At 62.8% G+C, this 25,157-nt stretch carries 21 protein-coding genes; 8 read left to right on the forward strand and 13 right to left on the reverse strand.

Features of this window, described 5'->3' with window-relative positions; genetic code table 11:
* The first annotated feature begins 149 nt into the window (after window positions 1-149).
* The 3 genes from AC1DD5_RS19610 to AC1DD5_RS19620 all read left to right on the forward strand — a co-directional run bounded on the left by AC1DD5_RS19610 (window position 150) and on the right by AC1DD5_RS19620 (window position 5,336).
* A complete protein-coding gene (locus AC1DD5_RS19610) occupies window positions 150-1,661 on the forward strand; it encodes an aldehyde dehydrogenase family protein (RefSeq protein ID WP_477522473.1) in 1,512 nt (503 codons plus the stop codon).
* A complete protein-coding gene (locus AC1DD5_RS19615) occupies window positions 1,662-3,302 on the forward strand; it encodes a GMC family oxidoreductase (RefSeq protein WP_477522474.1) in 1,641 nt (546 codons plus the stop codon). It begins immediately after the preceding gene.
* 405 nt (window positions 3,303-3,707) lie between these two features.
* The gene (locus tag AC1DD5_RS19620; RefSeq protein WP_477522475.1) at window positions 3,708-5,336 is read left to right on the forward strand and encodes an APC family permease; all 1,629 of its coding nucleotides are present in this window, start codon (window positions 3,708-3,710) and stop codon (window positions 5,334-5,336) included.
* A 78-nt stretch (window positions 5,337-5,414) separates the two neighbouring features.
* On the opposite strand, the gene AC1DD5_RS19625 is transcribed toward AC1DD5_RS19620, so the two are convergent.
* A complete protein-coding gene (locus AC1DD5_RS19625; RefSeq protein WP_477522476.1) occupies window positions 5,415-6,635 on the reverse strand; it encodes an acyl-CoA dehydrogenase family protein in 1,221 nt (406 codons plus the stop codon).
* A 137-nt stretch (window positions 6,636-6,772) separates the two neighbouring features.
* Between AC1DD5_RS19625 and AC1DD5_RS19630 the strand changes: the two genes are divergently transcribed.
* The 3 genes from AC1DD5_RS19630 to AC1DD5_RS19640 are packed head-to-tail and all read left to right on the forward strand — an operon-like array spanning window position 6,773 to window position 10,099.
* A complete protein-coding gene (locus tag AC1DD5_RS19630; RefSeq protein ID WP_477522477.1) occupies window positions 6,773-8,491 on the forward strand; it encodes an AMP-binding protein in 1,719 nt (572 codons plus the stop codon).
* A gap of 24 nt (window positions 8,492-8,515) precedes the next feature.
* On the forward strand, window positions 8,516-9,025 hold the full coding sequence (locus tag AC1DD5_RS19635) for a MarR family winged helix-turn-helix transcriptional regulator (protein ID WP_442002742.1): 510 nt from the start codon (window positions 8,516-8,518) through the stop codon (window positions 9,023-9,025).
* Window positions 9,026-9,082: 57 nt separating this feature from the next.
* A complete protein-coding gene (locus AC1DD5_RS19640) occupies window positions 9,083-10,099 on the forward strand; it encodes a hypothetical protein (protein ID WP_477522478.1) in 1,017 nt (338 codons plus the stop codon).
* 482 nt (window positions 10,100-10,581) lie between these two features.
* On the opposite strand, the gene AC1DD5_RS19645 is transcribed toward AC1DD5_RS19640, so the two are convergent.
* The 7 genes from AC1DD5_RS19645 to AC1DD5_RS19675 all read right to left on the reverse strand — a co-directional run bounded on the left by AC1DD5_RS19645 (window position 10,582) and on the right by AC1DD5_RS19675 (window position 17,380).
* Window positions 10,582-10,878 (reverse strand): DUF4190 domain-containing protein, encoded by a 297-nt coding sequence (locus AC1DD5_RS19645; RefSeq protein ID WP_442002744.1) that lies wholly within the window; start codon window positions 10,876-10,878, stop codon window positions 10,582-10,584.
* A gap of 131 nt (window positions 10,879-11,009) precedes the next feature.
* Complete coding sequence (locus tag AC1DD5_RS19650; protein WP_442002745.1) at window positions 11,010-11,789, reverse strand: enoyl-CoA hydratase; 780 nt, start codon at window positions 11,787-11,789, stop codon at window positions 11,010-11,012.
* 35 nt (window positions 11,790-11,824) lie between these two features.
* Window positions 11,825-12,766, reverse strand: coding sequence for a 3-hydroxyisobutyrate dehydrogenase (gene mmsB, locus AC1DD5_RS19655; protein WP_442002746.1), 942 nt, complete (start codon window positions 12,764-12,766; stop codon window positions 11,825-11,827).
* Between the two features lie 71 nt (window positions 12,767-12,837).
* Window positions 12,838-13,908, reverse strand: coding sequence for an enoyl-CoA hydratase/isomerase family protein (locus AC1DD5_RS19660; RefSeq protein WP_477519220.1), 1,071 nt, complete (start codon window positions 13,906-13,908; stop codon window positions 12,838-12,840).
* Window positions 13,908-15,407, reverse strand: coding sequence for a CoA-acylating methylmalonate-semialdehyde dehydrogenase (locus AC1DD5_RS19665; RefSeq protein ID WP_442002968.1), 1,500 nt, complete (start codon window positions 15,405-15,407; stop codon window positions 13,908-13,910). The genes AC1DD5_RS19660 and AC1DD5_RS19665 overlap by 1 nt, the downstream gene beginning before the upstream one ends.
* 168 nt (window positions 15,408-15,575) lie before the next feature.
* A complete protein-coding gene (locus AC1DD5_RS19670) occupies window positions 15,576-16,946 on the reverse strand; it encodes a cryptochrome/photolyase family protein (RefSeq protein ID WP_477522479.1) in 1,371 nt (456 codons plus the stop codon).
* 92 nt (window positions 16,947-17,038) lie between these two features.
* On the reverse strand, window positions 17,039-17,380 hold the full coding sequence (locus AC1DD5_RS19675; RefSeq protein WP_477519218.1) for a hypothetical protein: 342 nt from the start codon (window positions 17,378-17,380) through the stop codon (window positions 17,039-17,041).
* Between the two features lie 288 nt (window positions 17,381-17,668).
* Here AC1DD5_RS19675 and AC1DD5_RS19680 point away from each other — a divergent pair, with 288 nt between their 5' ends.
* Window positions 17,669-19,822, forward strand: a complete 2,154-nt coding sequence (locus AC1DD5_RS19680) for an amylo-alpha-1,6-glucosidase (protein ID WP_477522480.1) — start codon at window positions 17,669-17,671, stop codon at window positions 19,820-19,822.
* A 107-nt stretch (window positions 19,823-19,929) separates the two neighbouring features.
* On the opposite strand, the gene hxlA is transcribed toward AC1DD5_RS19680, so the two are convergent.
* Both hxlA and hxlB read right to left on the reverse strand, forming a co-directional pair.
* Window positions 19,930-20,553, reverse strand: coding sequence for a 3-hexulose-6-phosphate synthase (hxlA, locus tag AC1DD5_RS19685; RefSeq protein ID WP_477522481.1), 624 nt, complete (start codon window positions 20,551-20,553; stop codon window positions 19,930-19,932).
* An 86-nt stretch (window positions 20,554-20,639) separates the two neighbouring features.
* Entirely contained in the window at window positions 20,640-21,230 is a 591-nt protein-coding gene (gene hxlB / locus AC1DD5_RS19690) for a 6-phospho-3-hexuloisomerase (protein WP_442018249.1), read from the reverse strand.
* A gap of 148 nt (window positions 21,231-21,378) precedes the next feature.
* On the opposite strand from hxlB, the gene AC1DD5_RS19695 reads away from it, so the two are divergent.
* Window positions 21,379-22,671: a helix-turn-helix transcriptional regulator gene (locus tag AC1DD5_RS19695; RefSeq protein WP_477522482.1), complete on the forward strand. Its 1,293-nt coding sequence runs from the start codon at window positions 21,379-21,381 to the stop codon at window positions 22,669-22,671.
* An 18-nt stretch (window positions 22,672-22,689) separates the two neighbouring features.
* On the opposite strand, the gene AC1DD5_RS19700 is transcribed toward AC1DD5_RS19695, so the two are convergent.
* The 3 genes from AC1DD5_RS19700 to pdxS form a co-directional block, all read right to left on the reverse strand.
* Window positions 22,690-23,319, reverse strand: a complete 630-nt coding sequence (locus tag AC1DD5_RS19700) for an MBL fold metallo-hydrolase (protein ID WP_477522483.1) — start codon at window positions 23,317-23,319, stop codon at window positions 22,690-22,692.
* The gene (locus tag AC1DD5_RS19705; protein ID WP_477522484.1) at window positions 23,319-24,422 is read right to left on the reverse strand and encodes an S-(hydroxymethyl)mycothiol dehydrogenase; all 1,104 of its coding nucleotides are present in this window, start codon (window positions 24,420-24,422) and stop codon (window positions 23,319-23,321) included. Before AC1DD5_RS19705 ends, AC1DD5_RS19700 begins: the two co-directional genes overlap by 1 nt.
* A 51-nt stretch (window positions 24,423-24,473) precedes the next feature.
* Window positions 24,474-25,157: pyridoxal 5'-phosphate synthase lyase subunit PdxS (gene pdxS / locus AC1DD5_RS19710; RefSeq protein WP_477522485.1), on the reverse strand; the 684-nt coding region annotated here is incomplete at its 5' end.

Below are 25,157 nucleotides of genomic sequence, written 5' to 3' on the forward strand. Positions count from 1 at the left end.
CCCCGGCAACGGTAGGGGCGCCGTCGTCGTTCGTCACCCGGACTGGAAGTAGCGGCAACTGGTCACGATCAGATACCAGCCAGCACCACTTTGAACATTTGTTCATATTTTCTCTTGAACAGATGTTCAAGATCCTCTAATCTACAAGTATGACCCAAGCCACATTCTCCGATTCCGCATCCACGCTTTTCATCAACGGCTCGTGGGAGCCGGCTGCGTCCGGTGCGGTCCGCCAAATCCACAACCCGGCCGACGGCGAACTGGTCGCCACGGTGTCCGAGGCCGGCCGTGAAGATGCCGAGCGCGCCATTTCTGCGGCTCGTGCAGCCTTCGACTCCGGCGTCTGGTCTTCAGTCCCCGCACCCGAACGCGGCGCGTTCCTGCTGAAGGTCGCCGCGGAACTGCGCGAACACCGGGAGAAGTTCGCCCGTGCCGAATCGCTGGACACCGGCAAGCGGATCATCGAAAGCCGCATCGACATCGACGACATCGCAGCCTGCTTCGAATACTTCGGAAGGCTCGCCGGGCAGTCGACGGGCCGGGTGGTCGACGCCGGGGACAACGCCGTCGTCAGCAAAGTTGTCTACGAGCCCGTTGGCGTCTGCGGCTTGATTACGCCGTGGAACTACCCGCTGCTGCAGGCTGCGTGGAAGATCGCTCCCGCGCTGGCCGCTGGCTGCACTTTCGTCCTCAAACCCGCCGAGCTGACCCCGTCCACGGCAATCCTTGCCATGCAGTTGCTTAAGGACCTTGGCCTGCCGGACGGCGTCGCCAACCTCGTGACGGGCCCGGGCGCCAAAGCGGGCGCACCCCTTTCGGAGCACCCTGACATTGATTTGGTCTCCTTTACGGGTGGCCTGGAAACCGGCAAGCGCATTGCCGCGGCCGCCGCTGGCACTGTAAAAAAGATAGCCCTGGAGCTCGGCGGCAAGAACCCCAACGTTGTGTTTGCGGACGCTGACTTCGACGCCGCCGTCGACAATGCGCTGAACGGCGCGTTTGTGCACTCAGGCCAGGTCTGCTCCGCTGGGGCGCGGCTGGTGGTGGAGGAATCCATCGCCGAGCGCTTCGTCGACGAGCTGGTCCGCAGGGCTCAGGACATCCGCCTCGGTGGCCCGTTCGATGAGTCCGCCGAAACCGGACCGCTGATTTCCGCAGCCCACCGCGAGAAGGTGGATGCCTACGTCCAGCGTGGCGTGGCGGAAGGCGCACGATTGCGTTGTGGCGGCGCGGCCCCCGAAGGGGAGAAGTACGACGCCGGTTTCTACTACCAGCCGACTATCCTGGACCGCGTCCAACGGGGAATGTCGGTTGTCATCGACGAAGCCTTCGGCCCTGTAGTAACTGTGGAAACCTTCCGCACGGAAGACGAAGCCGTCGCCACTGCGAACGACACCATCTACGGACTGGCGGGCGCCGTCTGGACGCAGGATGCAGGCAAGGCACAGCGGGTAGCAGGCCGGTTGCGGCACGGCACCGTTTGGATCAACGACTACCACCCCTACCTTCCGCAGGCCGAATGGGGCGGCTTCGGCCAGTCCGGCGTCGGCCGCGAGCTCGGTCCCACTGGACTCGCTGAATACCAGGAAGCCAAGCACATCTACCAGAACACCAACCCGCAGGTAACCGGCTGGTTCGCTGAGCGCAGCAAGGAGAAATAGATGCACACCGACAACATCGAGAACCTCAATGACCGAGGGTTCGACTACGTGGTCATCGGCGGCGGCTCTGCCGGGGCCGCTGTAGCGGCCCGTCTGAGCGAGGATCCTTCCGTTACCGTGGCGCTGGTTGAAGCCGGTCCGGATGACCGCGCCCTCCCTGAGATCCTGCAGCTTGACCGTTGGATGGAACTGCTGGAGTCGGGGTACGACTGGGACTACCCGGTGGAACCGCAGGAGAACGGCAACTCCTTCATGCGCCACGCCCGCGCCAAGGTCATGGGCGGCTGCTCGAGCCATAACTCCTGCATCGCTTTCTGGGCTCCTCGCGAAGACCTGGACGAGTGGGAGTCAAAGTACGGCGCCACCGGCTGGAACGCTGCTACCGCCTGGCCGTTGTACCAACGCCTCGAAACCAACGAGGACGCCGGCTCGGATGCTCCCCACCATGGCGGCTCGGGGCCAGTGCACCTGATGAACGTGCCACCGACGGATCCCACCGGCGTCGCGCTCCTTGACGCCTGCGAGCAGGCCGGCATCCCCCGCGCAAAGTTCAACGATGGCAGCACTGTGATCAACGGCGCCAACTTTTTCCAGATCAACCGCCGTTCGGACGGCACGCGTTCCTCCAGCTCGGTCTCCTACATCCACCCCATCATCGATCGTGAAAACTTCACGCTGCTGACTGGCCTGCGTGCCCGCCAGTTGGTGTTCGACGCAGACAAGCGCTGCACCGGTGTGGACGTCGTTGACTCGGCTTTCGGCCGGACCCACCGTCTCACAGCGCAGCGCGAAGTCATCCTGTCCACCGGCGCCATAGACTCCCCCAAGCTCCTCATGCTCTCCGGCATCGGCCCGGCCGCGCATCTCGCCGCACACGGCATCGACGTGGTGGTCGACTCCCCCGGCGTCGGCGAACACCTGCAGGACCACCCGGAAGGCGTGGTGCAGTTCGAGGCCAAGCAGCCGATGGTGCAGACCTCCACCCAGTGGTGGGAGATCGGCATCTTCACCCCCACCGAAGACGGTCTGGATCGCCCGGACCTGATGATGCATTACGGCTCTGTCCCGTTCGACATGAACACCCTTCGGTACGGCTACCCCACCACGGAGAATGGCTTCAGCCTCACGCCGAACGTCACCCACGCCCGTTCCCGCGGGACCGTCCGGCTTCGCAGCCGGGACTTCCGCGACAAGCCGATGGTTGACCCCCGCTACTTCACGGATCCAGAGGGCCACGACATGCGCGTCATGGTGGCCGGCATCCGCAAGGCCCGGGAAATCGCCGCGCAGCCAGCCATGGCTGAATGGGCCGGCCGGGAGCTCTCCCCCGGTATCGAGGCACAGACGGACGAGGAACTGAAGGATTACATCCGCAAAACGCACAACACGGTCTACCACCCCGTCGGCACTGTCCGTATGGGACCAGTAGAGGACGACATGTCACCACTGGATCCCGAGTTGCGGGTCAAGGGCGTCACGGGCCTGCGCGTTGCCGATGCCTCCGTCATGCCGGAACACGTCACCGTCAACCCCAACATCACGGTCATGATGATAGGCGAGCGGTGCGCGGACCTCATCAAGGCAAGCCGGACGGATGAAACCACGACGGCGGAGGCAGACTTCAGCTTGGCCCCCGCCTGAGCAGGGTGATTGCCATTGGAAAGACCGGTGGGGGCGCACCCAGTGCCCCCACCGGCGTTCCAGCGCACACGTTTCCGGCCCGCGTTTGCCCGCCCACCTTTCCGGTCCGCGAGCGCAAGCCCGAAAAGGACGCCCGCATTATTCTTGAACATTTGTTCATAGACAAGTCTTGAACGCCTGTTCAATCTGAACTAACCTCTTCTTATGACCCACGCCACACCTATTCGGTTGCGGCTTGGCGGGCGTGGTCTGGGCCTTCGACCATATCGGAGGCCCAGCCGGCCCCGTTACAACAATGGGGAACAGCCGGAGGCACACAGTGGTGCCCGGCCTTTTGATTTCGACTGCGACCAATGGCGGCCGCAGGTCATCACCATTCGGTGCACGTCTGAGTTAGGAGTTCGAATGTCAGAACCCAGCAAATTAGGACCTAGCAAGAGCGATGCCAGTGGCATGGACGAGTTTGGCTACGCCCAGACCCTTGACCGCAGCATCGGCAAGTTCGCCAGCTTCGCCGCCGGCGTCAGTTACATCTCTATCCTCACCGGCGTTTTTCAACTCTTTTACTTCGGCTTTTCCACGGCCGGTCCGGCCTATGCGTGGTCATGGCCAATCGTCTTCGTCGGCCAGCTAATGGTCGCTCTGTGCTTTGCGGAACTGGCTGGCCGCTACCCAGTGGCTGGATCGGTCTACAACTGGGCTAAACGACTCTCCACCGGAACGTGGGCCTGGCTGGCAGGCTGGTTACTCCTCATTTCCTCGATCATGGCTCTGGGTTCCGTTGCCTTGGCCCTTCAAATCACCTTGCCGCAGATCTGGAGTGGCTTCCAACTGGTGGGCGATGGAACAGGCCCATACGACTTCGCCGTCAACGGCGTCATCCTTGCCAGCATCATGATCGGTATTTCCACGCTCATCAACGCTTTCGGCGTGAAGCTCATGACCATGATCAACAGCGTTGGCGTATTTGTGGAACTGGTTGCGGCCGTCCTGCTGATCGCTGCGCTGATTTGGCATTCCGTGCGGGGACCGGAAGTCCTCCTGGACACGGCCGGTTTCGGCGAAGGACATCCTCTGGGCTTCTTCGGGGTGTTCATGATTGCTGCCATGGCCTCCGGCTACGTCATGTACGGGTTCGATACCGCCAGTTCCCTGGGCGAGGAAACCAAGGACCCCAAGCGCACGGCGCCCAAGGCCATCCTGCGTGCCGTTACGGCGTCCTTCCTCTTGGGAGGACTGCTCCTCCTTGGCGGCATCCTGGCCGCGCCCGATCTTTCCGATCCCAAGCTTGGAGCTGCCGATGGCGGGCTCCAGTACATCGTACTTTCGGTGCTGGGCGGCCCCTTCGGCAAGGCCTTCCTGGTTTGCATCGTGGTGGCCGTCGTGGTCTGCACACTGGCCGTCCATGCAGCAGCTATCCGGATGATGTTCGCCATGGCCAGGGACAACAACCTTCCCTTCAGCCGCCAGCTCAGCAAAGTGCATCCCACCCGCAAAACCCCGACAGTGGCTGCAATCGTTATCGGTGTAGTTGCTGTGATTCCGTTGATCGTCAACATCTCCCAGCCAGCTATCTTCACCATCCTTTCCAGCATCAGCATCGTCCTGATCTACCTGTCCTACCTGCTGGTCACGGTGCCGATGCTGCGGCGCCGGTTCCTCAAGAAGTGGCCGCTGAAGGACGACGGTTCAGAACCAGGATTCAGTCTCGGTAAATGGGGGCTGCCCGTGAACATCCTGGCGGTACTCTGGGGCGGCGCGATGACGCTGAACCTGATCTGGCCCCGGCCGGAGATTTACAACTCAGTACCGCCCTTCGAGTGGTACCTGCAGTGGGGCGGCGTCATGTTCGTTGCTGCCGTAGTCATCGGCGGAACGCTCCTCTACCGCCTCCGTATCAGGCACCGGACAGGGGTCCTGGCCGAGCACGCCGCTGCGGCCCCCTCCCCGGAGCCAGCCTCCCCGAAACCAGCGGCCCTGGACGCGGAGCCAGCGTCCTCGGAGCCCGTCCACGTCCTAACCCAAAGTTCCTAGCCGTTACTTCGGAGTCACACCAACGAGAGCATCTCTTCGCCAGCGTTCCATGGGCGAAGAGATGCTCTCGTTTTCGGCTTAAACGAACGCTGACTTTCCCGTTACCGCCCTGGCCACGATCATGGAGTTGATCTCGTAGCTGCCCTCGTAGGTGTACAGGATTTCGGCGTCGCCGAAGAGCTTGCCCATCTCGTAATCCGTGGTGATGCCGTTTCCGCCCATCAGGGATCGGCCCATAGCCACGGACGAGCGCGCCAAACGGGTTGTGGTCGCCTTGCACATGGCGGCCTGCACCATTTCCAGCTTCCCGGCCTGCTGGATGCGCGCCAGTTCCACCATCAAGGACAGTGAGGCGTTGGCGTTGCCCAGAATGTCCGCCAGCTGCTGCTGGATGAGCTGGAATCGGGCCAATTCCTTGCCGAACTGCTTGCGTTCCAGGGCGTAGGAGCGGGCGATATCAAAGGCCGCGAGCTGGATGCCCGCAGCCTGCCAACCCACCCAGGCCCGCGAATCCCGCAACAGGTCATTGGCCCGCGAGAACGCTGTGGCGCCGGGCAGCAGGTTATCCACAGGAATCCGGACGTCGTCCAGTGTGATGTCCGCGTTCTGCATGATGCGGAGGCCGATCTTGTTGGTGATCTTTGTGGCCGAGTAACCTGACCGGTCCGACTCCACAATGAAGCCCTTGATCTGATGATCGGACACGTCGCGGGCCCACACCAAGGCGAAGTCGGCAATAGTGCCCGCCCCAATCCAGCGCTTGGCACCGTTGATGACCCATTCGTCGCCGTCGCGTCGCGCCGTCGTCGAGAGTCCTCCGGCGATGTCCGAACCGTGGTCCGGTTCCGTGAGTGCGAAGGCGCCCAACTGAGTGAAGGCCTCCAGCCCCGGCAGCCATTTCCGCTTCTGTTCAGGAGAGCCGAGTTCGTGGATCATGCCGACAATGAGTTCGTTATGGATGCCCACGAGCGCAGAAAGGGACACGTCTGCCCGTGCAATCTCGGTGTACATGAGGCCCTTGAACAGCTTGGAGGAGCCATCGGTCTGCAGCCCGCCGAGCCCATATTTGGCCATCTCGGCCAGGAGCCCGAACGGGAACTCTTCGCGGTTCCAGTATTCGATGCTGGCGGCACGGATCCGCGTTTGGAGGAACTCCCGCACGTCCGCGTACCGCTCACGCTCCCCCGCAGGAAGCAGGTCCACCACGTGCATCAGGTCCGCCTCCGGATAAGGAGGGAGGACTTTCTGTGTCGGTTCGCCGCTGGTAACGGTGCCGGCAGCTGCTTTTTCGTCGAGCATTTGACCCCTTCGTCATGTCCAACGCAGGCTCTTCCAAACCCTTGGATGTCCTAGTATATTGCAAGGTGATGTGGACCACTAGGCGGGATGCTGCGGCGACGGCGCCGAAGCACGATCCCCCCAGCGAAAGGCGGACTATGACAGTCACAGAAGACTTCCGTGCGGCGCGGGACCGGCTGCTGGAACTGCGCGAGGACTACAAGCAGGCGCACAGCGAATTCGAATGGCCACATTTTGACGAGTTCAACTTCGCCCTGGATTGGTTCGACCAGATCGCTGCCGATCCGGAACGGGGAAACAAGCCGGCACTGGTCATCGTTGAGCAGGACGGCAGTTCCACCCGAAGAACGTTTGCGGACCTTTCACAGCGTTCCTCGCAACTTGCCAACTGGCTGCGCAGCGAGGGCGTCAAGCGCGGGGACCACATGATCGTCATGCTGGGCAACCAAGTAGAGCTCTGGGAACTCATGCTGGCCGGCATCAAGTTGGGCATCGTCATGATCCCCACCACCACCCTTATGGGTGCCCGCGATCTGCAGGACCGGGTAGAACGGGGCGGCGCCAATTGGGTGGCCGTGGGTAGCGCCAACATCGGGAAGTTCACCGCCGTGGAGGGCGATTACACGCTGATCGAGATCGGCGGGGAACGCACCAACGCGGAAGCCAAACAGTATGGAGATTCCTTCTCCGCACCGCAGGAGTTCACGCCTGACGCCCCCACCAAAGCGGACGAGACGATGCTGCTCTACTTCACGTCCGGCACCACCTCGCGCGCCAAGCTCGTGGAGCACACCCACACGTCCTACCCCGTGGGCCACCTGTCCACGATGTACTGGATCGGCCTTGAACCCGGCGATGTCCACCTCAACGTCGCCTCTCCCGGCTGGGCCAAGCACGCCTGGTCCAACGTTTTCACCCCTTGGATCGCCGAGGCCTGCGTCTTCATCTACAACTACGACCGCTTCAATGCGGCCGCCCTCATGGAGCAAATGGGCCGCGAAGGAGTCACGAGTTTCTGCGCACCGCCCACCGTCTGGCGCATGCTCATCCAGGCGGACCTCACGCAGTTGACCTCGCCGCCGCAGAAAGTGGTGTCCGCCGGCGAACCGCTGAACGCCGAGGTCATCGGCCAGGTGGAGGAAGCGTGGGGCGTGACCATCCGCGACGGTTTCGGCCAGACCGAATCCACCGTCCAGATCGCAAACACCCCCGCGCAGCCGGTGAAGATCGGTTCCATGGGCCGGCCGCTGCCCGGGTACGACGTCGTCCTGGTCGATCCACTCACCGGCAAGGAAACCGACGACGGCGAACTGTGCCTGCGTTTGGACCCCCGCCCAGTGGGGCTCATGAAGAGCTACTTCGGCGACGAAGCGAAAACAGCAGAAGCGTTCCGCGACGGTTACTACCACACCGGCGACATGGCCAGCCGGGACCCCGACGGGGTCATCACCTATGTGGGCCGGGACGACGACGTCTTCAAATCCTCCGACTACCGTTTGTCGCCTTTCGAACTTGAAAGCGTACTGATCGAACACCCCGCAGTGGCGGAGGCCGCCGTCGTCCCTTCGCCGGACCCCGTGAAACTGTCGGTGCCGAAGGCGTTTGTAGTGCTCGCCGCCGGCTACGAACCCGGACCCGCTGTTGCGGAGGACATCCTGCGGTACTGCCGCGAGCATCTGGCGCCCTTCAAACGGATCCGGCGACTCGAATTCGGCGAACTTCCGAAGACCATTTCGGGCAAGATCAGGCGTGTGGAACTACGCGGCACAGAAGTGGCCCGGCATGGTAGCGGACCCCTGCCGGCAGGTCTCGGCCTGGAGTACACCGAGGAAGAGTTCCCGAATCTGAAAGACTAGCCACCCGAGCAACGAAGGAGGCCCATGGGCACCCCACTCCCCCGCGATCCCATCGCCGACGCCCAACGCAACTGGGAACGGCATGGTTGGGGCGATGTTGCCGCGCCCATGGCTGCCATCACCGCGATCATGCGCACACAGCAGATCCTGCTTGCGCGCATCGAAACCGTCCTCAAACCGTTCGGACTGACCTTCGCACGCTACGAACTCCTCGCGCTGCTGAGTTTCGCCCGCAGCGGCGCACTCCCCATGAACAAGGCGAGTGCGCTCCTGCAGGTACACCCCACCTCGGTGACCAACGCCGTCGACCGTTTGGAAAAAGCCGGCCTGGTGGCCCGTTCCCCGCACCCAACGGACGGGCGGACCACCCTGATCGAACTCACCGCCGAAGGCCGCACTCTCGCGAAGAAGGCGACGGCGGCCCTCAACTCTGAGGTTTTCGGCAACTCGGGCTTCGGAGACGACGACGTCGATCACCTTATCCGCGTCCTGGGCACCTTCCGCCGGGATGCCGGTGACTTCACGGAGGAGTGACTCACGGCGCTGGCGAGCGTATCCTAAAGTTCCATTGCCGCAGTTGGGGGTGGAGCCATGGCCAAGGACCCGGGACAACGCCGAAGAGGACAGCGCCGCAGCGCACTTCTGCGCGCTTTCCTCCTGGCTGTGCTGGGGTCAACCGCATGGATAATGTTGCTGGCCGGGCCTTCCTCAGCAGCGACGGACATTGGGCCGGTCATTCCGCCGCTTCCCAGCGGTACAACGTCACTCACGCAGAACTCGGAGACTTCTCTAACACGGTCCGTCACGCCTGTGACCGGCACGGTGGACTCAGTGGTTTCCGCTCTGGACCCGCTCCCGGTGGTTCCCGAAGTTCCCGCGCTACCTGCTGCCCCAGCGATCCCAAGTGTTCCCGCCGTTCCTGTACTCCCGTCGGTGGCCGTCCCCGAAATCCCGCTCGTCGGCCAAGTTCCCGAGGTACCGGGGCTACTTCCAGTGGAGGAAGTCCCCGGCCTCCTGCCCGAAGTACCTGACATACTTCCAGTCCCCGCGCTTCCAGTGCCCGCGCTGCCTGGCCTACCCGACGTGCCGGAGTTGCCCGGGCTGCCCACACCTCCGCTTCCTCCACTGTCAGGCCCGGTTCCAAACCCGCTGCCAAACCCCCTGCCGGGTTCGGTGCCAAACCAGCTACCAACCCCGCTCGACGTCGCCCCGTCTACGGTGCCGACCCTCCGGGACGCCACTACCTCGCCCGCAGGCGCTCCCACGCTGCCCCTCGCCGTCGTACTCCAATCCACGCAAGCCGGGGCGCCTCTGCTCGGAGGCATCAGCCTGCCCCTGCCCTTTTCAATGCATGATCCGGTGGGCATTCCGCCCGCGGCAATGCCCAGTCCCGTGAATCCCGTTCCGGACCCGCCGCTTCATCCAGCCTTGACGCCAAGCGCTGCGGGCTCATCAGGAGCCCGGGGCTCAAGAGCCTCGGCCCCCGGAGCATCCGACATTCCGGACGTCCTCTCACCGTTGCCCCCGCCTCGAGCTGGACCTGTCATGGACCCGCAACGAAGCGCAGCACCACAACCTTCGTACGATCCAGGGTCCCGACCTGACTGATGCGGTGGTTCCTGCTTTGGCAGGCACCACCACCTGCGACAACCGCCGCAGGCATATTCATCAGTCAGGAGGCACTCATGCTTCGCAAGATCCAGATTCCCGTCCGCAACCACGCAAGGGTATGCGCCAGCCGGGATATCGGCTTTTGGCCCGACTTCGTCGGCAACTGGCCGGACCCGATGCACGCGGAAAGGAGCCGGACAATCTGCTGAATGGGCCACATAGCCCAAGAAAATAACGACGCCGGCCGGATAGTCAGTCTGACTGCCCGGCCGGCGTCGTGCTGTCCGAAGCCACGGCAAGCGGGTGATCCTCAGCCTGCTCCGGGCATGGCTCAGGAAACTCCCCAAGCTGTGTCCAGTGCCAGCCTTCCAAGCAGTCGTCGTTATCGCAGAACCGAGCCGTCATCGCGTCCCCCACCTCGTTGCCTGGCTATCCCTTCTTTAAGAGGGGGCAACTAGCGGGTCGTGACGCAGAAAGGCTTAGTGAATACCGGAGGTAAACGCGAAGATGAGGGCTGAGCCCAAGGACAGCAGGCCGATGCCATAGCCAACAACCAGGGCACCAATCGCGAAGGGACGTCCGCGTTCTCGACGTTGCTGGATCTGGTTGAGGGCCACGTGACCTGCGCCCACAACGAAGATTGCAATGACGGCCATCCCCGCGAAGAACAGACCAACAAGGGCCAGCACTGCCATCGCGGCTGCCACGATGGCCTGGCGGTTGATCGGTTGGGCGGATGCTTCCGTGTGGCCGGTTTGAACGATCTCCGTTGACATGTTCTCTCCCCATTTGTCGGTGCCAACGAGTCTATCCTCGCGCATCCCAAAACTCCGCTGCTGGGCCTGCTTTGCGCGCTACGCGTCGCGTTTAGGGCGCAAAGCGGGCCTCACAACGAAAGTAGGTGAAACTAGCGGTGCTTGAACTCGGGCTGCCGCTTCTCACTGAACGCGGCCATGCCTTCCTTCTGGTCCTCAGTGGCGAAAAGCGAGTGGAACACGCGCCGTTCGAAAAGCACGCCCTGTGCCAGACCCATTTCAAACGCGGCGTTGACGGCTTCCTTGGCCACCATGGCTGCGGGCTTGGATTTGGAAGCGATGATCTCGGCGGCTTTCACTGCCTCGTCTATCACTTCAGCTGCGGGAACAATCCGGGAGACAAGCCCGGAGCGTTCAGCTTCCTCGGCATCCATGAAACGGCCCGTAAGGACCATGTCCATCGCCTTCGCCTTACCCACCGCACGTGTGAGCCGCTGGGAGCCGCCCATTCCCGGAATGACACCCAGGTTGATTTCCGGTTGGCCGAATTTGGCGTTGTCCCCGGCAATGATGAAGTCCGCCATCATCGCCAATTCGCAGCCCCCGCCGAGGGCAAAGCCGGAGACCGCGGCAATGACGGGGATGCGGAGCCTGGTCAGGTCCTCCCAGCGACGGAACCAGTCCGCCGCATACATTTCCATGTAGCTCTTGGAGGACATCTCCTTGATGTCGGCGCCTGCCGCGAACGCCTTGGCGGATCCTGTGATGACCACTGCGCCGATGTCAGGATCGGTGTCCATCGCTGTCACGGCGTCCACAAGTTCGTTCATGAGTGCAGTGTTCAACGCATTCAACGCCTGCGGCCGGTTCAGGGTCACCAAACCCACGCGGCCCCGGCGTTCCACCAGGATGTTCCCGTACTGCTCCGTCATGCTCTCCCTCTCACCCAACGTCATGTACAGAACTCTCACACAGACTTATCGCGAATGTCCGTGATGATGCCCGAGAAGTCACGTCCAGCGCCTTCCCCGGCTGCAAAAGCATCGTAGATCCGGGATGCCAACGGCCCCATTTCTGCAGCAACTCCAGTGCTTTCCAACGCGTTTACGGCCAGCCGAAGATCCTTGGCCATCAGCGCCCCGGCAAAGCCGGGCTGGTAGTCGCGGTTGGCCGGGCTGGTGGGCACGGGCCCGGGAACAGGGCAGTTGGTGGTCAGGGCCCAGCACTGACCGGAAGCGTTGGAAGCGACGTCGAACAATGCCTGGTGCGTGAGTCCAAGTTTCTCGCCGAGCACGAAGGCTTCTGCGACAGCAATCATGGACACGCCCAGGATCATGTTGTTGCAGACCTTGGCTGCTTGCCCGGCACCGTGATCGCCGCAGTGCACGATCCTCTTGCCCATGAGTTCCAGGATGGGTTTGACGGTCTCAAAGTCCTCCGGCAAAGCGCCCACCATAAAAGTCAGGGTGCCGGCCTCGGCACCCACAACGCCACCGGAAACCGGCGCATCCACGGAACGGTGTCCCGCTTCCAAGGCAATGACGGCGGCCTGCCGGGCCTCGTCGACATTGATCGTGGAGCAATCCAGGAACAACGTGTTCGGCGCGGCAACCGACAACAGCCCGGGCCCGTCAACACCGCGGTACGCCTCCAGCACGTGCTTGCCGCTGGGCAACATGGTCAACACCACGGCCGCGCCGTCCACGGCTTCCTGCGCCGTGGACGCCATGGGAATCCCGTGGTCCTTGGCTGCCTCAACGGCGGCCGGCACGGGGTCATAGCCGATCACGTCGTGCCCGGCTTTGATCAGGTTGGCCGCCATGGGTCCGCCCATATGGCCGAGTCCGAGGAAAGCGATGAGTCCCGTCGCCGGGGCTTGGATATCTGGCACGGCTGCGTTCTCTGTCATGTCGTCTCCTTCAACTGGCTAACAAACTGGCTGGGCAACTTCCTGGACAATCTGGCTGGGCAAGCGGAGTGTCACGTAGCGTCAGCACCCAAGGCGGCGAGCCCCAACTCCCGCTCACCGAGCGATGCAAAGTAGCCCTCGACGTCGGGCTCGCGCACCTCAGCAAGCGTGGCGGGCTTCCATTGCGGGTTCCGGTCCTTATCCACTACCTGTGCGCGGATCCCCTCCCGAAAATCGGGCCCCGCCAGGCAGCGCAATCCCACCCGGTACTCCTGGTCCAGCGCTTCCTCCAGCGACATCCCTCGCACGCGCCGCAAGGATGCCAAAGTGACCTTCACGGAAGTGGGCGACTTCGTCTCAATGGTGTCGGCCGCGGAAGCTGCGTCGGGCGCAGAATCCCCCAGCGAGCGCAAACTTCGTACGATCTCCTCCGCGTCGTCATGCGCATAGGCCGCGTTGATCCACTCCTGCTGTGCTGCCAAAACCGAGTCCGGCGCTGCTTGGGCAAAGCGCCCGACGGCGTCCTCCGCCGTCGAGCTTTCCAACGCTTCCGCCAGTGCGGGCAGGCTTTCGGACGGCACAAAGTGATCCGCCAGGCCGAGGAACAGGGCATCTGTCCCCGTGAGGTGGGCGCCGGTCAGGGCCGCATGGGTTCCCGTCTCCCCGGGTGAGCGGGACAGCAAAAGGGTGCCGCCGACGTCGGGCACGAACCCAATGGTGGTCTCAGGCATGCCGGTGCGCGTCCGCTCAGTAACGATGCGCACCGAGCCGTGCGCCGAAACCCCAACGCCGCCGCCCAGCACCAACCCGTCCATGAAGGCGACATAGGGCTTGGGGTAACGGGCAATGAGCGAGTTCAGCCGGTACTCGTCGGCCCAGAACTCCGCCGTTTCCGTTCCGCCCTGCAACATGTCCTTATAGATGGCCACGATGTCCCCGCCGGCGCACAGCCCACGGTCGCCCGCGCCGCGCACCAGGACGGTTGCCACGGCGTCGTCGTCAGCCCAGGCAGTCAACTGCTGGAGCATGGCTTTCACCATTCCCGCGCTGAGGGCGTTGACTGCCTGGGGCCGGTTGAGCGTCACGATGCCAAGGTGGCCGCGGCGCTGGAAAAGAACGTCTTCTGTGTCCAAAGCCCCCATCAGCTGCCTGCCGGCATGATGAAGCTGGCGCCCTGTCGAATGCCGGAGGGCCACCGCGACGTCACGGTCTTGGTCTTGGTGTAGAAGCGGAAGGCATCGGCGCCGTGCTGGTTGAGGTCGCCGAAGCCCGAGGCTTTCCAGCCGCCAAACGTGTAATACGCGATCGGCACCGGAATGGGGACATTGATGCCCACCATGCCCACTTCCACGCGGCTGGCGAAGTCGCGGGCGGAGTCGCCGTCGCGGGTGAAAATTGCGACGCCGTTGCCAAACTCGTGCTCGCTGCAGAGCCTAAGCGCTTCGTCATAGTCAGCCGCGCGCAGCACGCTGAGGACCGGGCCGAAGATCTCTTCCTTGTAGATCTTCATGTCCTTCGTGACATTGTCGAAGAGTGTAGGGCCAACCCAGAAGCCGCCGTCGTAGCCTTCCACGGTGAGCCCGCGTCCGTCGGTGACCAGGGTTGCGCCTTCGTCAACGCCGGACTGGATGTAGCCTTCGATCCGTTCCTTCGCGGAGGCAGCAACCACGGGACCAAAGTCAGCGTCCTTGTCCAGGCTGTGCCCAACCTTGAGGTCCTTGACGCGCTCGGTCAGCTTGGCCACCAGAGCATCCGCTGTTTCCTGGCCCACCGGGACTGCAACGGAGATCGCCATGCAACGTTCGCCTGCGGAACCGTAGCCGGCACCAATCAGGGCGTCGGCAGCCATGTCCAGATCGGCGTCGGGCATGATCACCATGTGGTTCTTCGCCCCGCCGAAGCACTGGGCACGCTTCCCGTGCGCCGCCGCCGTTGCGTAAATGTACTGGGCGATCGGCGTGGAGCCAACGAAGCCAATGGCCTTGACGCGCGGATCCTCAAGCAGGGCGTCAACGGCTTCTTTGTCACCGTTGATCACGTTGAAGACGCCGTTGGGAACGCCGGCTTCGCTGTACAACTCTGCGAGCCGAAGCGGAACAGAGGGATCCCGTTCGGAGGGCTTGAGGATGAAGGCGTTGCCGGCTGCGAGCGCTGGCCCAGATTTCCAGAGGGGGATCATGGCCGGGAAGTTGAACGGCGTAATGCCCGCAACCACGCCCAGCGGTTGGCGCAGTGAGTGCACGTCAATGCCCTGCCCCGCGTTGTCCGAGAACTCACCCTTGAGCAGGTGCGGCGCCCCTGCGGAGAATTCGACCACCTCGATGCCGCGCTGGATGTCGCCCTTGGCGTCAGCAAACGTTTTACCGTGTTCGGAGGAGAGGAGCTTGGCGAGCTCGTCCATGTTCTCGTTGACCAGGTCCACGAACTTGAGCAGGATGCGTCCCCTGCGCTGTGGGTTCATGGCCGCCCATTCGAGCTGGCCCTTTTCGGCATTTGCAATCGCGTTGCGGACCTCGTCCGCGCTGGCCAGCGGAAGCCGCGCCTGCACTTCGCCCGTGCAGGGATCGTAGACATCGCTGAACCGACCGGACGTGCCGTCGATCCTCTGGCCGTCTACGTAGTGTGAAAGCTCGCGCACCATGGTGGAATGCTCCTTTGCATCGTGAATGACTGCCGTACGGCTGGTTCCAGTAGTCGGCAGGAACGCCTCAGCGACTGTGAGCCAGGTCATCTCTGAACCGAATATACTCGGACTTCCTACTAATTTCCAGAGGAGGTTTTTCCGGCCCTATTCAACACCGGGCACTAGCTAGTGAACCTCTTTGAGTCCCTTGTAAGCGTCCAGGGCATCCTGCCGGGTGGTCTTGAGATCCACGATTTCCTCCGGGTAATCCGGCGTGCCGAACTCCTGGATCCAGCGCGCTATGTACTTGCCGTGGGGATCGAATTTGATGCGTTGGGCTTCTGGATTGAAGATCCGGAAGAACGGCGAAGCGTCTGCCCCTGAGCCCGCCACCCATTGCCAGTTGGCAGGGTTTGAGGCCGCGTCAGCATCCACAAGGGTGTCCCAGAACCACTGCTCCCCGACTTGCCAATGGATGCCCAGGTTCTTCACCAGGAAGCTCGCCGCGACCATCCGCACCCGGTTGTGCATCCACCCCGTCTGCCAGAGTTGTCGCTGCCCCGCGTCGACGAAGGGAAACCCGGTCCGGCCCCTCTGCCAGGCGCGGAGCTCCCCGGCTGCAGACTCGTGACCGTCACGATCCGGCCAAGCCCACGGGAAGCGGTCAAACTCCCTGCGCAGGTTCGCTGTGGCGAGATCCGCGTTGTGGAAGTACTGGTGCCAACAGAATTCGCGCCATCCGAGTTCGGAAGCGAAAATACTCGTGCTTTCCGATCTGTTGGTAGCCAGCGCCTGCCAAACCTCGAACGGGCTGACCTCACCCCACCGCAAATAAGGCGAGAGGCAACTGCTGCCATCGATATCGGGGCGATTTCGGCCTTCGCTGTAGTTTGTGAGTCCATCCGCCACGAATTCCTTGAGCCGTTGGTGGCCGGCAACCGATCCTGGCGTCCACGCCTCCCGCAACCCTGCGGACCAGTCCGACGTGGTGGGCAGCAGGTGCCAGGACTCCAGCGAATCGTACGCCGGGAGTTGGCCAGCGTAGCCTCGCCCTTGCTCCGGCACAGCCAACGGGTCCCGGAAGTCCCGCGCTGAAACGGTCCGCCAGAAAGGGGTGAAAACCTTGTACTGGCCGCCCGTCTTGGTGGTGACTTCCCACGGCTCATGAAGCAGGGACGCCTGAAAACTCTCCACATGAATACCGGAGTCGCGAGCCCACGCCTTGATCCCGGCGTCGACCGTCCGCTCCGCCGGGCCGTACCGGCGGTTCCAGAACAGCGCGCCCGCGTCGATCGCCGTCGTGATTTCCTGAACGACCGGGGCGGCCGGTCCCCGACGCAGCAGAAGCGGCACTCCAAGTGCTGCGAGCTCGTCCCGCAGCGCTCTCAACGAGTGGTGCAGCCACCAGCGTGCGGCACCGCCGTGGGCGCGGATGCCGGGCGATTCTTCGTCCAGGATGTAGAGCGCAACCGCCGCGCCATCATCGACGGCGGCACTCAAGGCAGGGTTGTCCGTGACCCTCAGGTCGTCACGGAACCAGACGATGGCCGGCTTCACTATTACCCTCTTCCGGGCTCGTGTATGGCTGATGCCCCTAGGAACGCATCCTAAGGGCATCAGCTGTACTCAAATTCGGGAACTCAACGGGGTTACCTCAAGGAAGGAACCGAGTCCTCACTCAACTGGGTTAACACGGGTACCCTGTTGTCGGTTTCAGTCCAGGCAGGGACACTGTTCATCACGTAGTCCCTGGCTGCGGCGCCCACCATGTTCAGGCCGGGGTAGACGCGCTGGCCATGATCTTTCCTGGCGCGCAATCCTTCAAGTTCAAGGGCGGTCCTGAAAGCGGAATCAGGAATGGGCACTTTGCGTCCGAGGACGCACCAACTGATGTAAAGGCCGTAGAGGGTGTCAAAATCCAGCCCCTCCTCGGTGTCATCATCAAACACCACACAGTCACTCAGAAAACTACTGATTTGGGTGTCGGTCATTGCGGGGCCTCCGGTGGCGGAAGTTAAAAACGGGCCGCCGGGCTGCATCAGCGAATGTCCTGTTCCCCCACTATAGTCCTCTTGAGCTTCGCCTGTACTGGAAAGTAGGTGAACTCTGGATTGCATCGGCGTGGCGTCCCTGCTAAACGAACCTTCTTGCCTCTGGTGCCCACTGCCGCATCGGCGTAGCTTCGGATACGTCTACACATACGGCCGAGCCGACTCCCAGGCAAGCCGAGCAAAACCGCTTGTGCGGGCCATCGTTCCGCCCTGATTGGAGGCACAGACGTGGCTGGATGGAACGCCGATACTGCCGCCGGGCCCCTTGGCTCCGGCACGGTCACGCTGGTGGAAGGCTCATCATTCTGCATTTCCGCTGCCAACGGAGACATCCGTCCCGAGCTACCGCAGGGGGTATTCCATTTGGATACCCGGATCCTGTCCAAATGGGAATTGACGGTCAACGGACAACCACTCGAGCCACTGGCCGCGGAGACCAAGGAACCTTACCGGGCGCTCTTTGCCTGCCGGGTGCCCCGTTCGGATGGATATGCGGACAGTCCGCTGCTGGTGGAGCGCCTGCGCGAGGTCGGAGCCGGAATCCTGGAGAAGATCACAGTCCGGAACTACTCCACCAAGGCAGCTGATTGCCGGATCCTGCTGACGGTCGAGTCTGACTTCGCGGACCTCTTTGAAGTGAAGGAGGCCAGGATCACCCGTCATTGGACCGAAACCCGGCTTCCTGAGGGCAATTCGCTGGAAATCCGTGGCCGGTGGGAGGGTTTCCGAAAAAGCGTCGTCATCCAGGCCGAAGGTGCGGGTGCGGGAGCAAAGGCATTGGGCTTCAGGACCACGATTCCACCTTTCGGGGAATGGAGCACTCGGGTCACTGTTTTGCCAACCGCCGATGGCGTCGTGGCACCCTTCGTCCATCCAGCACGCGGGGAAATGTCGCCCAGCGACCGGCGGCGGCAAGATTGGGTGGATAAAATCCCCGTCCTGCATATTGGCAATCGATCCATTGAGCGGACCCTGCGGCGCAGCTACGAGGACCTCGGCGCCCTCAGGATCCAGGATCCGGACCATCCGGACAGGGTGGTTGTGGCCGCCGGCGCTCCATGGTTCATGACGTTGTTCGGCCGCGACTCCCTCTGGGCATCCGAGATGGCGTTGGCCGTTGACCCCTCCCTCGCTTTGGGGACGCTCCGAACCTTGGCCGACCGCCAGGGAACAGTGGTGGATCCGGTCAGCGAGGAAGAACCGGGCAAGATCCTGCATGAGGTGAGGCTCGATGTCTCCAGCGGCCTCGCTCTCGGCGGAAAATCCGCTTACTACGGCAGCGTTGATGCCACCCCCCTCTTCGTGGTTGTCCTGGGATCGGTCAGCCGCTGGGGTTTCGGCAAGGAAACCATTGCGGCCCTGCTTCCCAATGCGGACCGCGCCCTTGAGTGGATCCGCGATTACGGCGACCGGGACGGCGATGGCTTTGTGGAGTACGGTCGCCCCAACGAGCACGGGCTCATCAACCAAGGATGGAAAGACTCCTGGGACGGCATCAACTTTGCCGATGGCACCCTTGCCGAACCGCCCTTGGCGCTGTGCGAAGTCCAGGCCTACGTGCACGGCGCCTATACGTCCCGGGCCTGGACAGCTTACGACGCCGGCGACCTCAGCTTGGCTGCGGAGCTTCAGGAACGCGCGGATCGCCTCAAGCAGAAGTTCAACGAAGAGTTTTGGCTTCCGGACAAGGGCTATTATGCCGTCGCCTTGGACGGCGACAAGCGGCCTGTGGATGCATGCGCTTCCAACATGGGCCACTGCTTGTGGTTTGGCTTGGTGGATGAGGACAAGGCCCCCTCTGTGGTGGAGCACCTGATGTCCCCGGAGATGTTCAGTGGTTGGGGAATCCGGACGTTGGCAAGCAATATGGGCGCCTACAATCCGGCCAGCTATCACAACGGCTCAGTCTGGCCGCACGACAATGCCTTGATTGTCCAAGGGCTGCTGCGGTACGGCTTTGTGGAAGAAGCACAACGGATTGCCACAGCGTTGCTGGAAGCCGCCGAGTATTCAGGTGGCCGGCTCCCGGAACTCTTCTGCGGCTTCGACCGGAAACAGTTCAGCGAACCGGTTCCCTATCCAACTGCCTGCTCACCCCAAGCATGGGCCGCCACAACGCCCATTCAACTGGTCATGGGCCTCATGCGCTACGACACGCACATTTCGTTGGGCGGCGTCTGGCTGGACCCCGTTTTGCCGCCGTCCTTCGGAGACCTCCACATCGGCAACGCCCCTATGGGAAGCGGCCGAATCACCATCGACATCAGCGGTTCCAAACCCTCGGTCCAAGGCCTGCCGGAGGGGTTGACGTTCCACCATGCCCAGCGGCCCTGGCTCACTGAGCTATTGGAACAGGCGCACCTTCCAAGCCCGGAAAAGTAGGCCTCAAATAAGGGAGTCCCAAAAAAGCGAGCGGCCCGGAAAGTACCTTTGAAAGGGTACTCTCCGGGCCGCGGCATCCAGCGGGTTGAGTGAGGTAGTAACAGGCCTTACTGGATAGCGGCTTTGAGTTCCTTCGCAGCCAGTTCCGGATCAAGGGCACTGTAGATGGCGCTACCGGCCACGGCGACGTCTGCACCGGCCAACTGCACGGCCTGGATGGTGGAGAGGTTGACGCCACCTGCAACCGAGAACGGTACACGGGCTTCTTCACCGGCGTTAAGGAGTCCGCGAAGGTCGAAGCCAGGCTGGGCTTGCTCGTCCAGGCCAGCGTGGAACTCGATGAACTTGGCCCCGAGAGCGCGGGCTTCCTTTGCGCGGCTGACCTTGTCAGCAACGCCGATCAGGTCCACCACGATGCCCTTGTTGTGTGCCTGGGCTGCCTTGACGGCACCTGCAATGGTGGAGTCGTCTGCCGTTCCGAGCACTGAGACGAGGTCGGCGCCGGCCTTGAAGGCGATGTCTGCCTCGAGTTCTCCAGCGTCCATCGTCTTCATGTCGGCGAAGACGATCTTGGTGGGGTGTGCTTCCTTGATCGCGGTCACTGCGGAGAGGCCCTCTGCCTTGATCAGCGGCGTGCCCAGCTCGATGATGTCAACGTGCTCGGCTACTTTGCCAGCCAGTTCCAGGGCGGCCTCGGTGGTGAGGAGGTCCAGTGCGACTTGAAGTTTCATAGTGTTCTTACTTTCTTTGTGGGTTGTTGGTGAGTTGGAGTCGGCCCCAAGCAGGCAGTTCAACTGCGCAGCTAAGTCAGCGGGGCCTATTCGAGGTTTGCGTGACGCAGCCAGAGCTGTTCAGCGGGTTCGTCGGCGGCGTCCCAGAGGGTCTGGAAAACCGACTCCGTGGCGAGAAACAGCGCCTGCTCAAAGAGGCTGCCGGAGTACTGGCGCGAAATGTTCGAACCGTGGTCCGTCTTTTGGGCGGCCGGGATAATCACCAAGGCGTCGGCCAGCCCCGCCAGGGGCGAGGAGGCGTTGGTGGTGATGGCAGCAACCTGTGCACCGGCCTCAAGTGCGGTTTGGGCAGCTTTGACCACACCCGACGTCGTACCCGAACCGGACGCGACCACGAGCAAGTCTCCGGAACTGATGGCCGGCGTGGTGGTGTCACCTGCGACGTGGACGGTCAGGCCAAGGTGCATCAGCCTCATGGCAGCCATTCTGAGGACCAGGCCGCTGCGCCCGGCTCCGGCGAGGAACACACGCCCGGCCCCACTGATCCTGTGTGCAAGATGGGCCAACTGAGCGTAGTCAATGCCGGAAGTAGTGTCAGCGACTTCGCCGAGGATCAGGGATACATTGCCGGCTACGTCCGCGCTCGTGGCAGTTGCTGTTTCTGCGGTGACGTTCACATTCACTCCTTCGTGGATAGGTGCTCAAGCCTTTCGGGCCTATGGACAAGTCTTCCGGCTAGTTCGGGTAGGGGGAACGCCGAAAACGAGCAGTTCATACCACCCTTTTGGGTAGTTAACGTGGCTCATATTCCTTTAGGCTGCTTCCATGACCCAGCTGACCGATAGCAAACGCCGCCCGGATACCGGGGCCCTTCCGTGGCAGCTTCTGGACGCCGTCGCGGAAATAGCGCAGGCACCCTTGATGCGTATTGCAGAGAGCCTGCGTGGTGCGCTGGCCCCGTTCATCAAGTCCAGCGCCTTGGTGATTTTCACCGAGGACTGCACGGGCCGGCCGCAAAAGAAGGCGGGCGAGGAAAGCATTGTCAGCAGGGTTTCCATTCCGGAACTGGACCGTGTACGGGCCACGATTCCAGACGAGGGACCGTGGCGGGGCAAGGCTGTTGTCGGGGGGACGGAGCGGGATGTGCTGGCCTTGGGCTACGCACCGAGTAACGCCCTCCTGGTCCTCACGGATCCTGCAGAAGGCTTGGCAGAAGATGCGGAGCGTGTCCTCTCCTACCTTTGGCGGCTCACAGCGGCGCGTATCCAGGAGAAGGTCTCTGACGCGCCGCCGTCGTACCTTCTGGAGTCCCGAGCCGCATCAGCGGAGCGGATCCGCGTAACTGCCGAGCTGGTGGATCAGCACTCCACCACCTTGGAAACTGTGCTCGCGGCCTTGAGGTCGAGCTCCATGGACGACCACGCAGCCCGTACAGCCGTGACCGACATGACCGTCAAGGCCCTGATCAGCCTGCGCACTTTGAACGACCGCACCAGCGATCTTGTGGAGGAACCGGTCAGCACGGCGTTCGAAAGGCTTCGCGAGGACCTCCGGCCGCTGATGCACTTCAGCAACATCGATATCCAATTCATCGAACCGCCTGCGAACGGCAGGGCATTGCCGGGCGAAGTAGCCCACGCCGCCCGCGCTGTGGTTCGAGGCCTCGTCCTGGCCATCGCCGAGCAACCCGACGTGCATCGTGTCCGGGCACAGTGGGACTGCGACGGCGAGAACCTGCTCATCAATGTCCGTGACGATGGCAGAGGCGAGCTATCCCCCGAGGCTCCCAACATCGAACGCTTGCGCCAACGCGTGCAAGCCGTTAACGGCAGGATGAGCCTGGACGTCATGCAGGGCTGGGGAGCCGACATCTCCGTTGTGCTGCCGCTGGATCCACCATCAGCGCCGGCGGGGGATGTCGCGGCGTGGGGCCTTGCGGCGAGGGAGCTGGAAGTCCTTCAATTACTGGCGGCCGGCCAACGTAACCGGGCCATCGCCACTGAACTCAACGTCAGCGAAAATACTGTGAAGTTCCATATCCGGAACCTCTTCCGGAAGCTCGACGTCCGGTCCCGCACTGAGGCCATCGCTTTGGCGCACAGTGCGGGACTCCGGTAGCCGAACCCTAGTCCTGCCTTACGCTTGGTTCTTCTCTACCAGCGCCAGCGTCTCGCGCTCGGCTCCGATGGTGGTGTTGTCCCCATGCCCGGTGCGCACCACCGTGTGGGCCGGCAGCGTCAGGAGCCGTTCCCGGATGGATGCCAGGATGGTGGGGTAATCGCTGTAGGACCGCCCGGTTGCTCCCGGACCACCGTTGAACAGGGTGTCTCCGGTGAAAACCGTGTCCTGCTCCTCGAGCAGGAAGCACGTGGATCCCGGTGAGTGGCCCGGTGTATGGATGGCCCGCAATTCAGCTCCCGCAACGGTGAAAACATCGCCGTCGCTAAGGTGCTTGTCTGGCGTGGTGTCCGGATAGACCTGTTCCCACAACACCAGGTCCTCGGGATGCAGGTAGATGGGAGCTTGAACGGCATCAGCAACCTCCCGCACGGCCCCAATATGGTCGTTGTGGGCGTGGGTCAGCAGGATGGCCAGGACTTTGCGGCCCTGCACCTGCTCGATGATGGCCTGGGCATCGTGCGGGGCATCGATGATGACGCATTCCTGCTCGTCCCCAACAATCCAGACGTTGTTGTCCACATCCCAGGTGCCGCCGTCGAGCGAAAACGTTCCGGAGGTGACCCGGTTCTGTACGGTGACGGCCATCAGAGCGCCACCGCCGGCTCGATTTCCACCACGGAGCGAAGGACTTTGCCTTCCTGCATCCGGGCGAAGGCTTCCTCCACCTGGTCGATGGTGATGCGTTCTGTCACGAAAGCGTCCAGGTTCAGGTTGCCTTGCTTGTAGTGCTCCACCAGCATCGGGAAGTCGCGGGAGGGCAGGCAGTCGCCGTACCAGGAGGACTTCAAGGATCCGCCGCGGCCGAAGACATCCAGCAGCGGCAACTCCAGTGTGGCGGTGGGCGAAGGAACGCCAACCAGGACAACGCGGCCTGCGAGATCGCGGGCGTAGAAAGCCTGCTTGTACGTTTCGGGACGTCCGACGGCGTCAATCACCAGGTCTGCGCCGTTGCCTCCCGTCAGGGCCTGGATAGCTTCTACCGGATCCTCGAGGCTGGAGTTCACTCCATGGGTGGCTCCCAGGGACTTGGCCATGTCCACCTTGTTGGCGTCGATATCCACGGCAATGATGGTGGTGGCACCGGCCAGCTTGGCGCCGGCGATCGCGGCAATGCCGACGCCGCCGCACCCGATGACGGCCACGGACTCGCCACGCTTGACCTCGCCAGTGTTGATGGCCGCACCGATGCCGGCCATCACGCCACATCCCAGCAGACCCACTGCGGCGGGATCCACCGAATCATCCACCTTGGTGCATTGGCCCGCAGCCACGAGGGTCTTTTCGGCGAAGGCGCCGATTCCCAGTGCCGGCGAAAGCTCAGTACCGTCCTCCAGCGTCATTTTCTGGGTGGCGTTGTGGGTGTTGAAGCAGTACTGCGGCTGGCCCTTGGCGCAGGCACGACATTGACCACACACCGCACGCCAGTTCAGGATCACTCTGTCGCCGGGGGCGACTTCCGTGACATCCGGGCCCACCGCGCTTACGACGCCTGTGGCTTCGTGGCCGAGAAGGAACGGGAAATCGTCCGAGATGCCACCCTGCTGGTAGTGCAGATCGGTGTGGCACACCCCGCAGGTGAGGATATCCACCAACGCCTCACCCGGCCCTGGATCCGGTACAAGGATGGTCTCCAAGGTAACCGGAGCGTTCTTTTCCTTGGCGATGACAGCTTTTACTTTGTGAACCACGATCGGTTCCTTTCTCAGTCGCAAAACGGAACGGTGGGCGTCCTACGAAACTTACCAGCCGCGTTCTGCCAAGCGGTGGGGCTGCGGGATTTCGTCGACGTTGATGCCGACCATGGCTTCGCCGAGGCCGCGGGAGACCTTGGCGATGACGTCGGCATCATCGTAATAGGCGGTTGCCTTCACGACGGCGGCAGCGCGCTCTGCGGGGTTGCCGGACTTGAAGATCCCCGAACCGACGAAGACGCCATCAGCGCCGAGCTGCATCATCATCGCAGCGTCAGCCGGGGTGGCGATGCCACCGGCGGTGAACAGGACCACCGGGAGCTTGCCCGTGGCGGCGATTTCCTTGACCAGCTCGTACGGGGCCTGCAGTTCCTTGGCTGCGACATACAGCTCGTCTTCGGGAAGTGCTGCGAGCTTGGCGATCTCGGAACGGATCTTGCGCATGTGGCCGGCGGCGTTGGAAACATCGCCGGTGCCTGCTTCACCTTTGGAACGGATCATCGCCGCGCCTTCGTTGATGCGGCGCAGGGCCTCACCAAGGTTGGTGGCGCCACAGACGAAGGGAACGGTGAAGTTCCATTTGTCGATGTGGTTCACGTAGTCGGCCGGGGTCAGGACCTCGGACTCGTCGATGTAGTCCACGCCGAGGGACTGCAGGACCTGGGCTTCGACGAAGTGGCCGATGCGGGCCTTGGCCATGACCGGGATGGACACGGCAGCGATGATCTGATC

It is taken from the genome of Paenarthrobacter sp. 10L420, assembly GCF_056395385.1.

Excerpts from the sequence above, each read along its gene's own strand:
- AC1DD5_RS19635 (WP_442002742.1), top strand. The coding sequence starts at position 8,516 with ATGGGCACCCCACTCCCCCGCGATCCCATCGCCGACGCCCAACGCAAC.
- AC1DD5_RS19650 (WP_442002745.1), bottom strand. The coding sequence starts at position 11,789 with ATGACGGAGCAGTACGGGAACATCCTGGTGGAACGCCGGGGCCGCGTG.
- hxlA (WP_477522481.1), bottom strand. The coding sequence starts at position 20,553 with ATGAAACTTCAAGTCGCACTGGACCTCCTCACCACCGAGGCCGCCCTG.
- AC1DD5_RS19700 (WP_477522483.1), bottom strand. The coding sequence starts at position 23,319 with ATGGCCGTCACCGTACAGAACCGGGTCACCTCCGGAACGTTTTCGCTC.
- mmsB (WP_442002746.1), bottom strand. The coding sequence starts at position 12,766 with ATGACAGAGAACGCAGCCGTGCCAGATATCCAAGCCCCGGCGACGGGA.
- AC1DD5_RS19665 (WP_442002968.1), bottom strand. The coding sequence starts at position 15,407 with ATGGTGCGCGAGCTTTCACACTACGTAGACGGCCAGAGGATCGACGGC.
- AC1DD5_RS19615 (WP_477522474.1), top strand. The coding sequence starts at position 1,662 with ATGCACACCGACAACATCGAGAACCTCAATGACCGAGGGTTCGACTAC.
- AC1DD5_RS19645 (WP_442002744.1), bottom strand. The coding sequence starts at position 10,878 with ATGTCAACGGAGATCGTTCAAACCGGCCACACGGAAGCATCCGCCCAA.
- AC1DD5_RS19625 (WP_477522476.1), bottom strand. The coding sequence starts at position 6,635 with ATGCTCGACGAAAAAGCAGCTGCCGGCACCGTTACCAGCGGCGAACCG.
- AC1DD5_RS19630 (WP_477522477.1), top strand. The coding sequence starts at position 6,773 with ATGACAGTCACAGAAGACTTCCGTGCGGCGCGGGACCGGCTGCTGGAA.
- AC1DD5_RS19660 (WP_477519220.1), bottom strand. The coding sequence starts at position 13,908 with ATGGGGGCTTTGGACACAGAAGACGTTCTTTTCCAGCGCCGCGGCCAC.
- AC1DD5_RS19675 (WP_477519218.1), bottom strand. The coding sequence starts at position 17,380 with ATGACCGACACCCAAATCAGTAGTTTTCTGAGTGACTGTGTGGTGTTT.
- AC1DD5_RS19610 (WP_477522473.1), top strand. The coding sequence starts at position 150 with ATGACCCAAGCCACATTCTCCGATTCCGCATCCACGCTTTTCATCAAC.
- AC1DD5_RS19620 (WP_477522475.1), top strand. The coding sequence starts at position 3,708 with ATGTCAGAACCCAGCAAATTAGGACCTAGCAAGAGCGATGCCAGTGGC.
- AC1DD5_RS19640 (WP_477522478.1), top strand. The coding sequence starts at position 9,083 with ATGGCCAAGGACCCGGGACAACGCCGAAGAGGACAGCGCCGCAGCGCA.
- AC1DD5_RS19695 (WP_477522482.1), top strand. The coding sequence starts at position 21,379 with ATGACCCAGCTGACCGATAGCAAACGCCGCCCGGATACCGGGGCCCTT.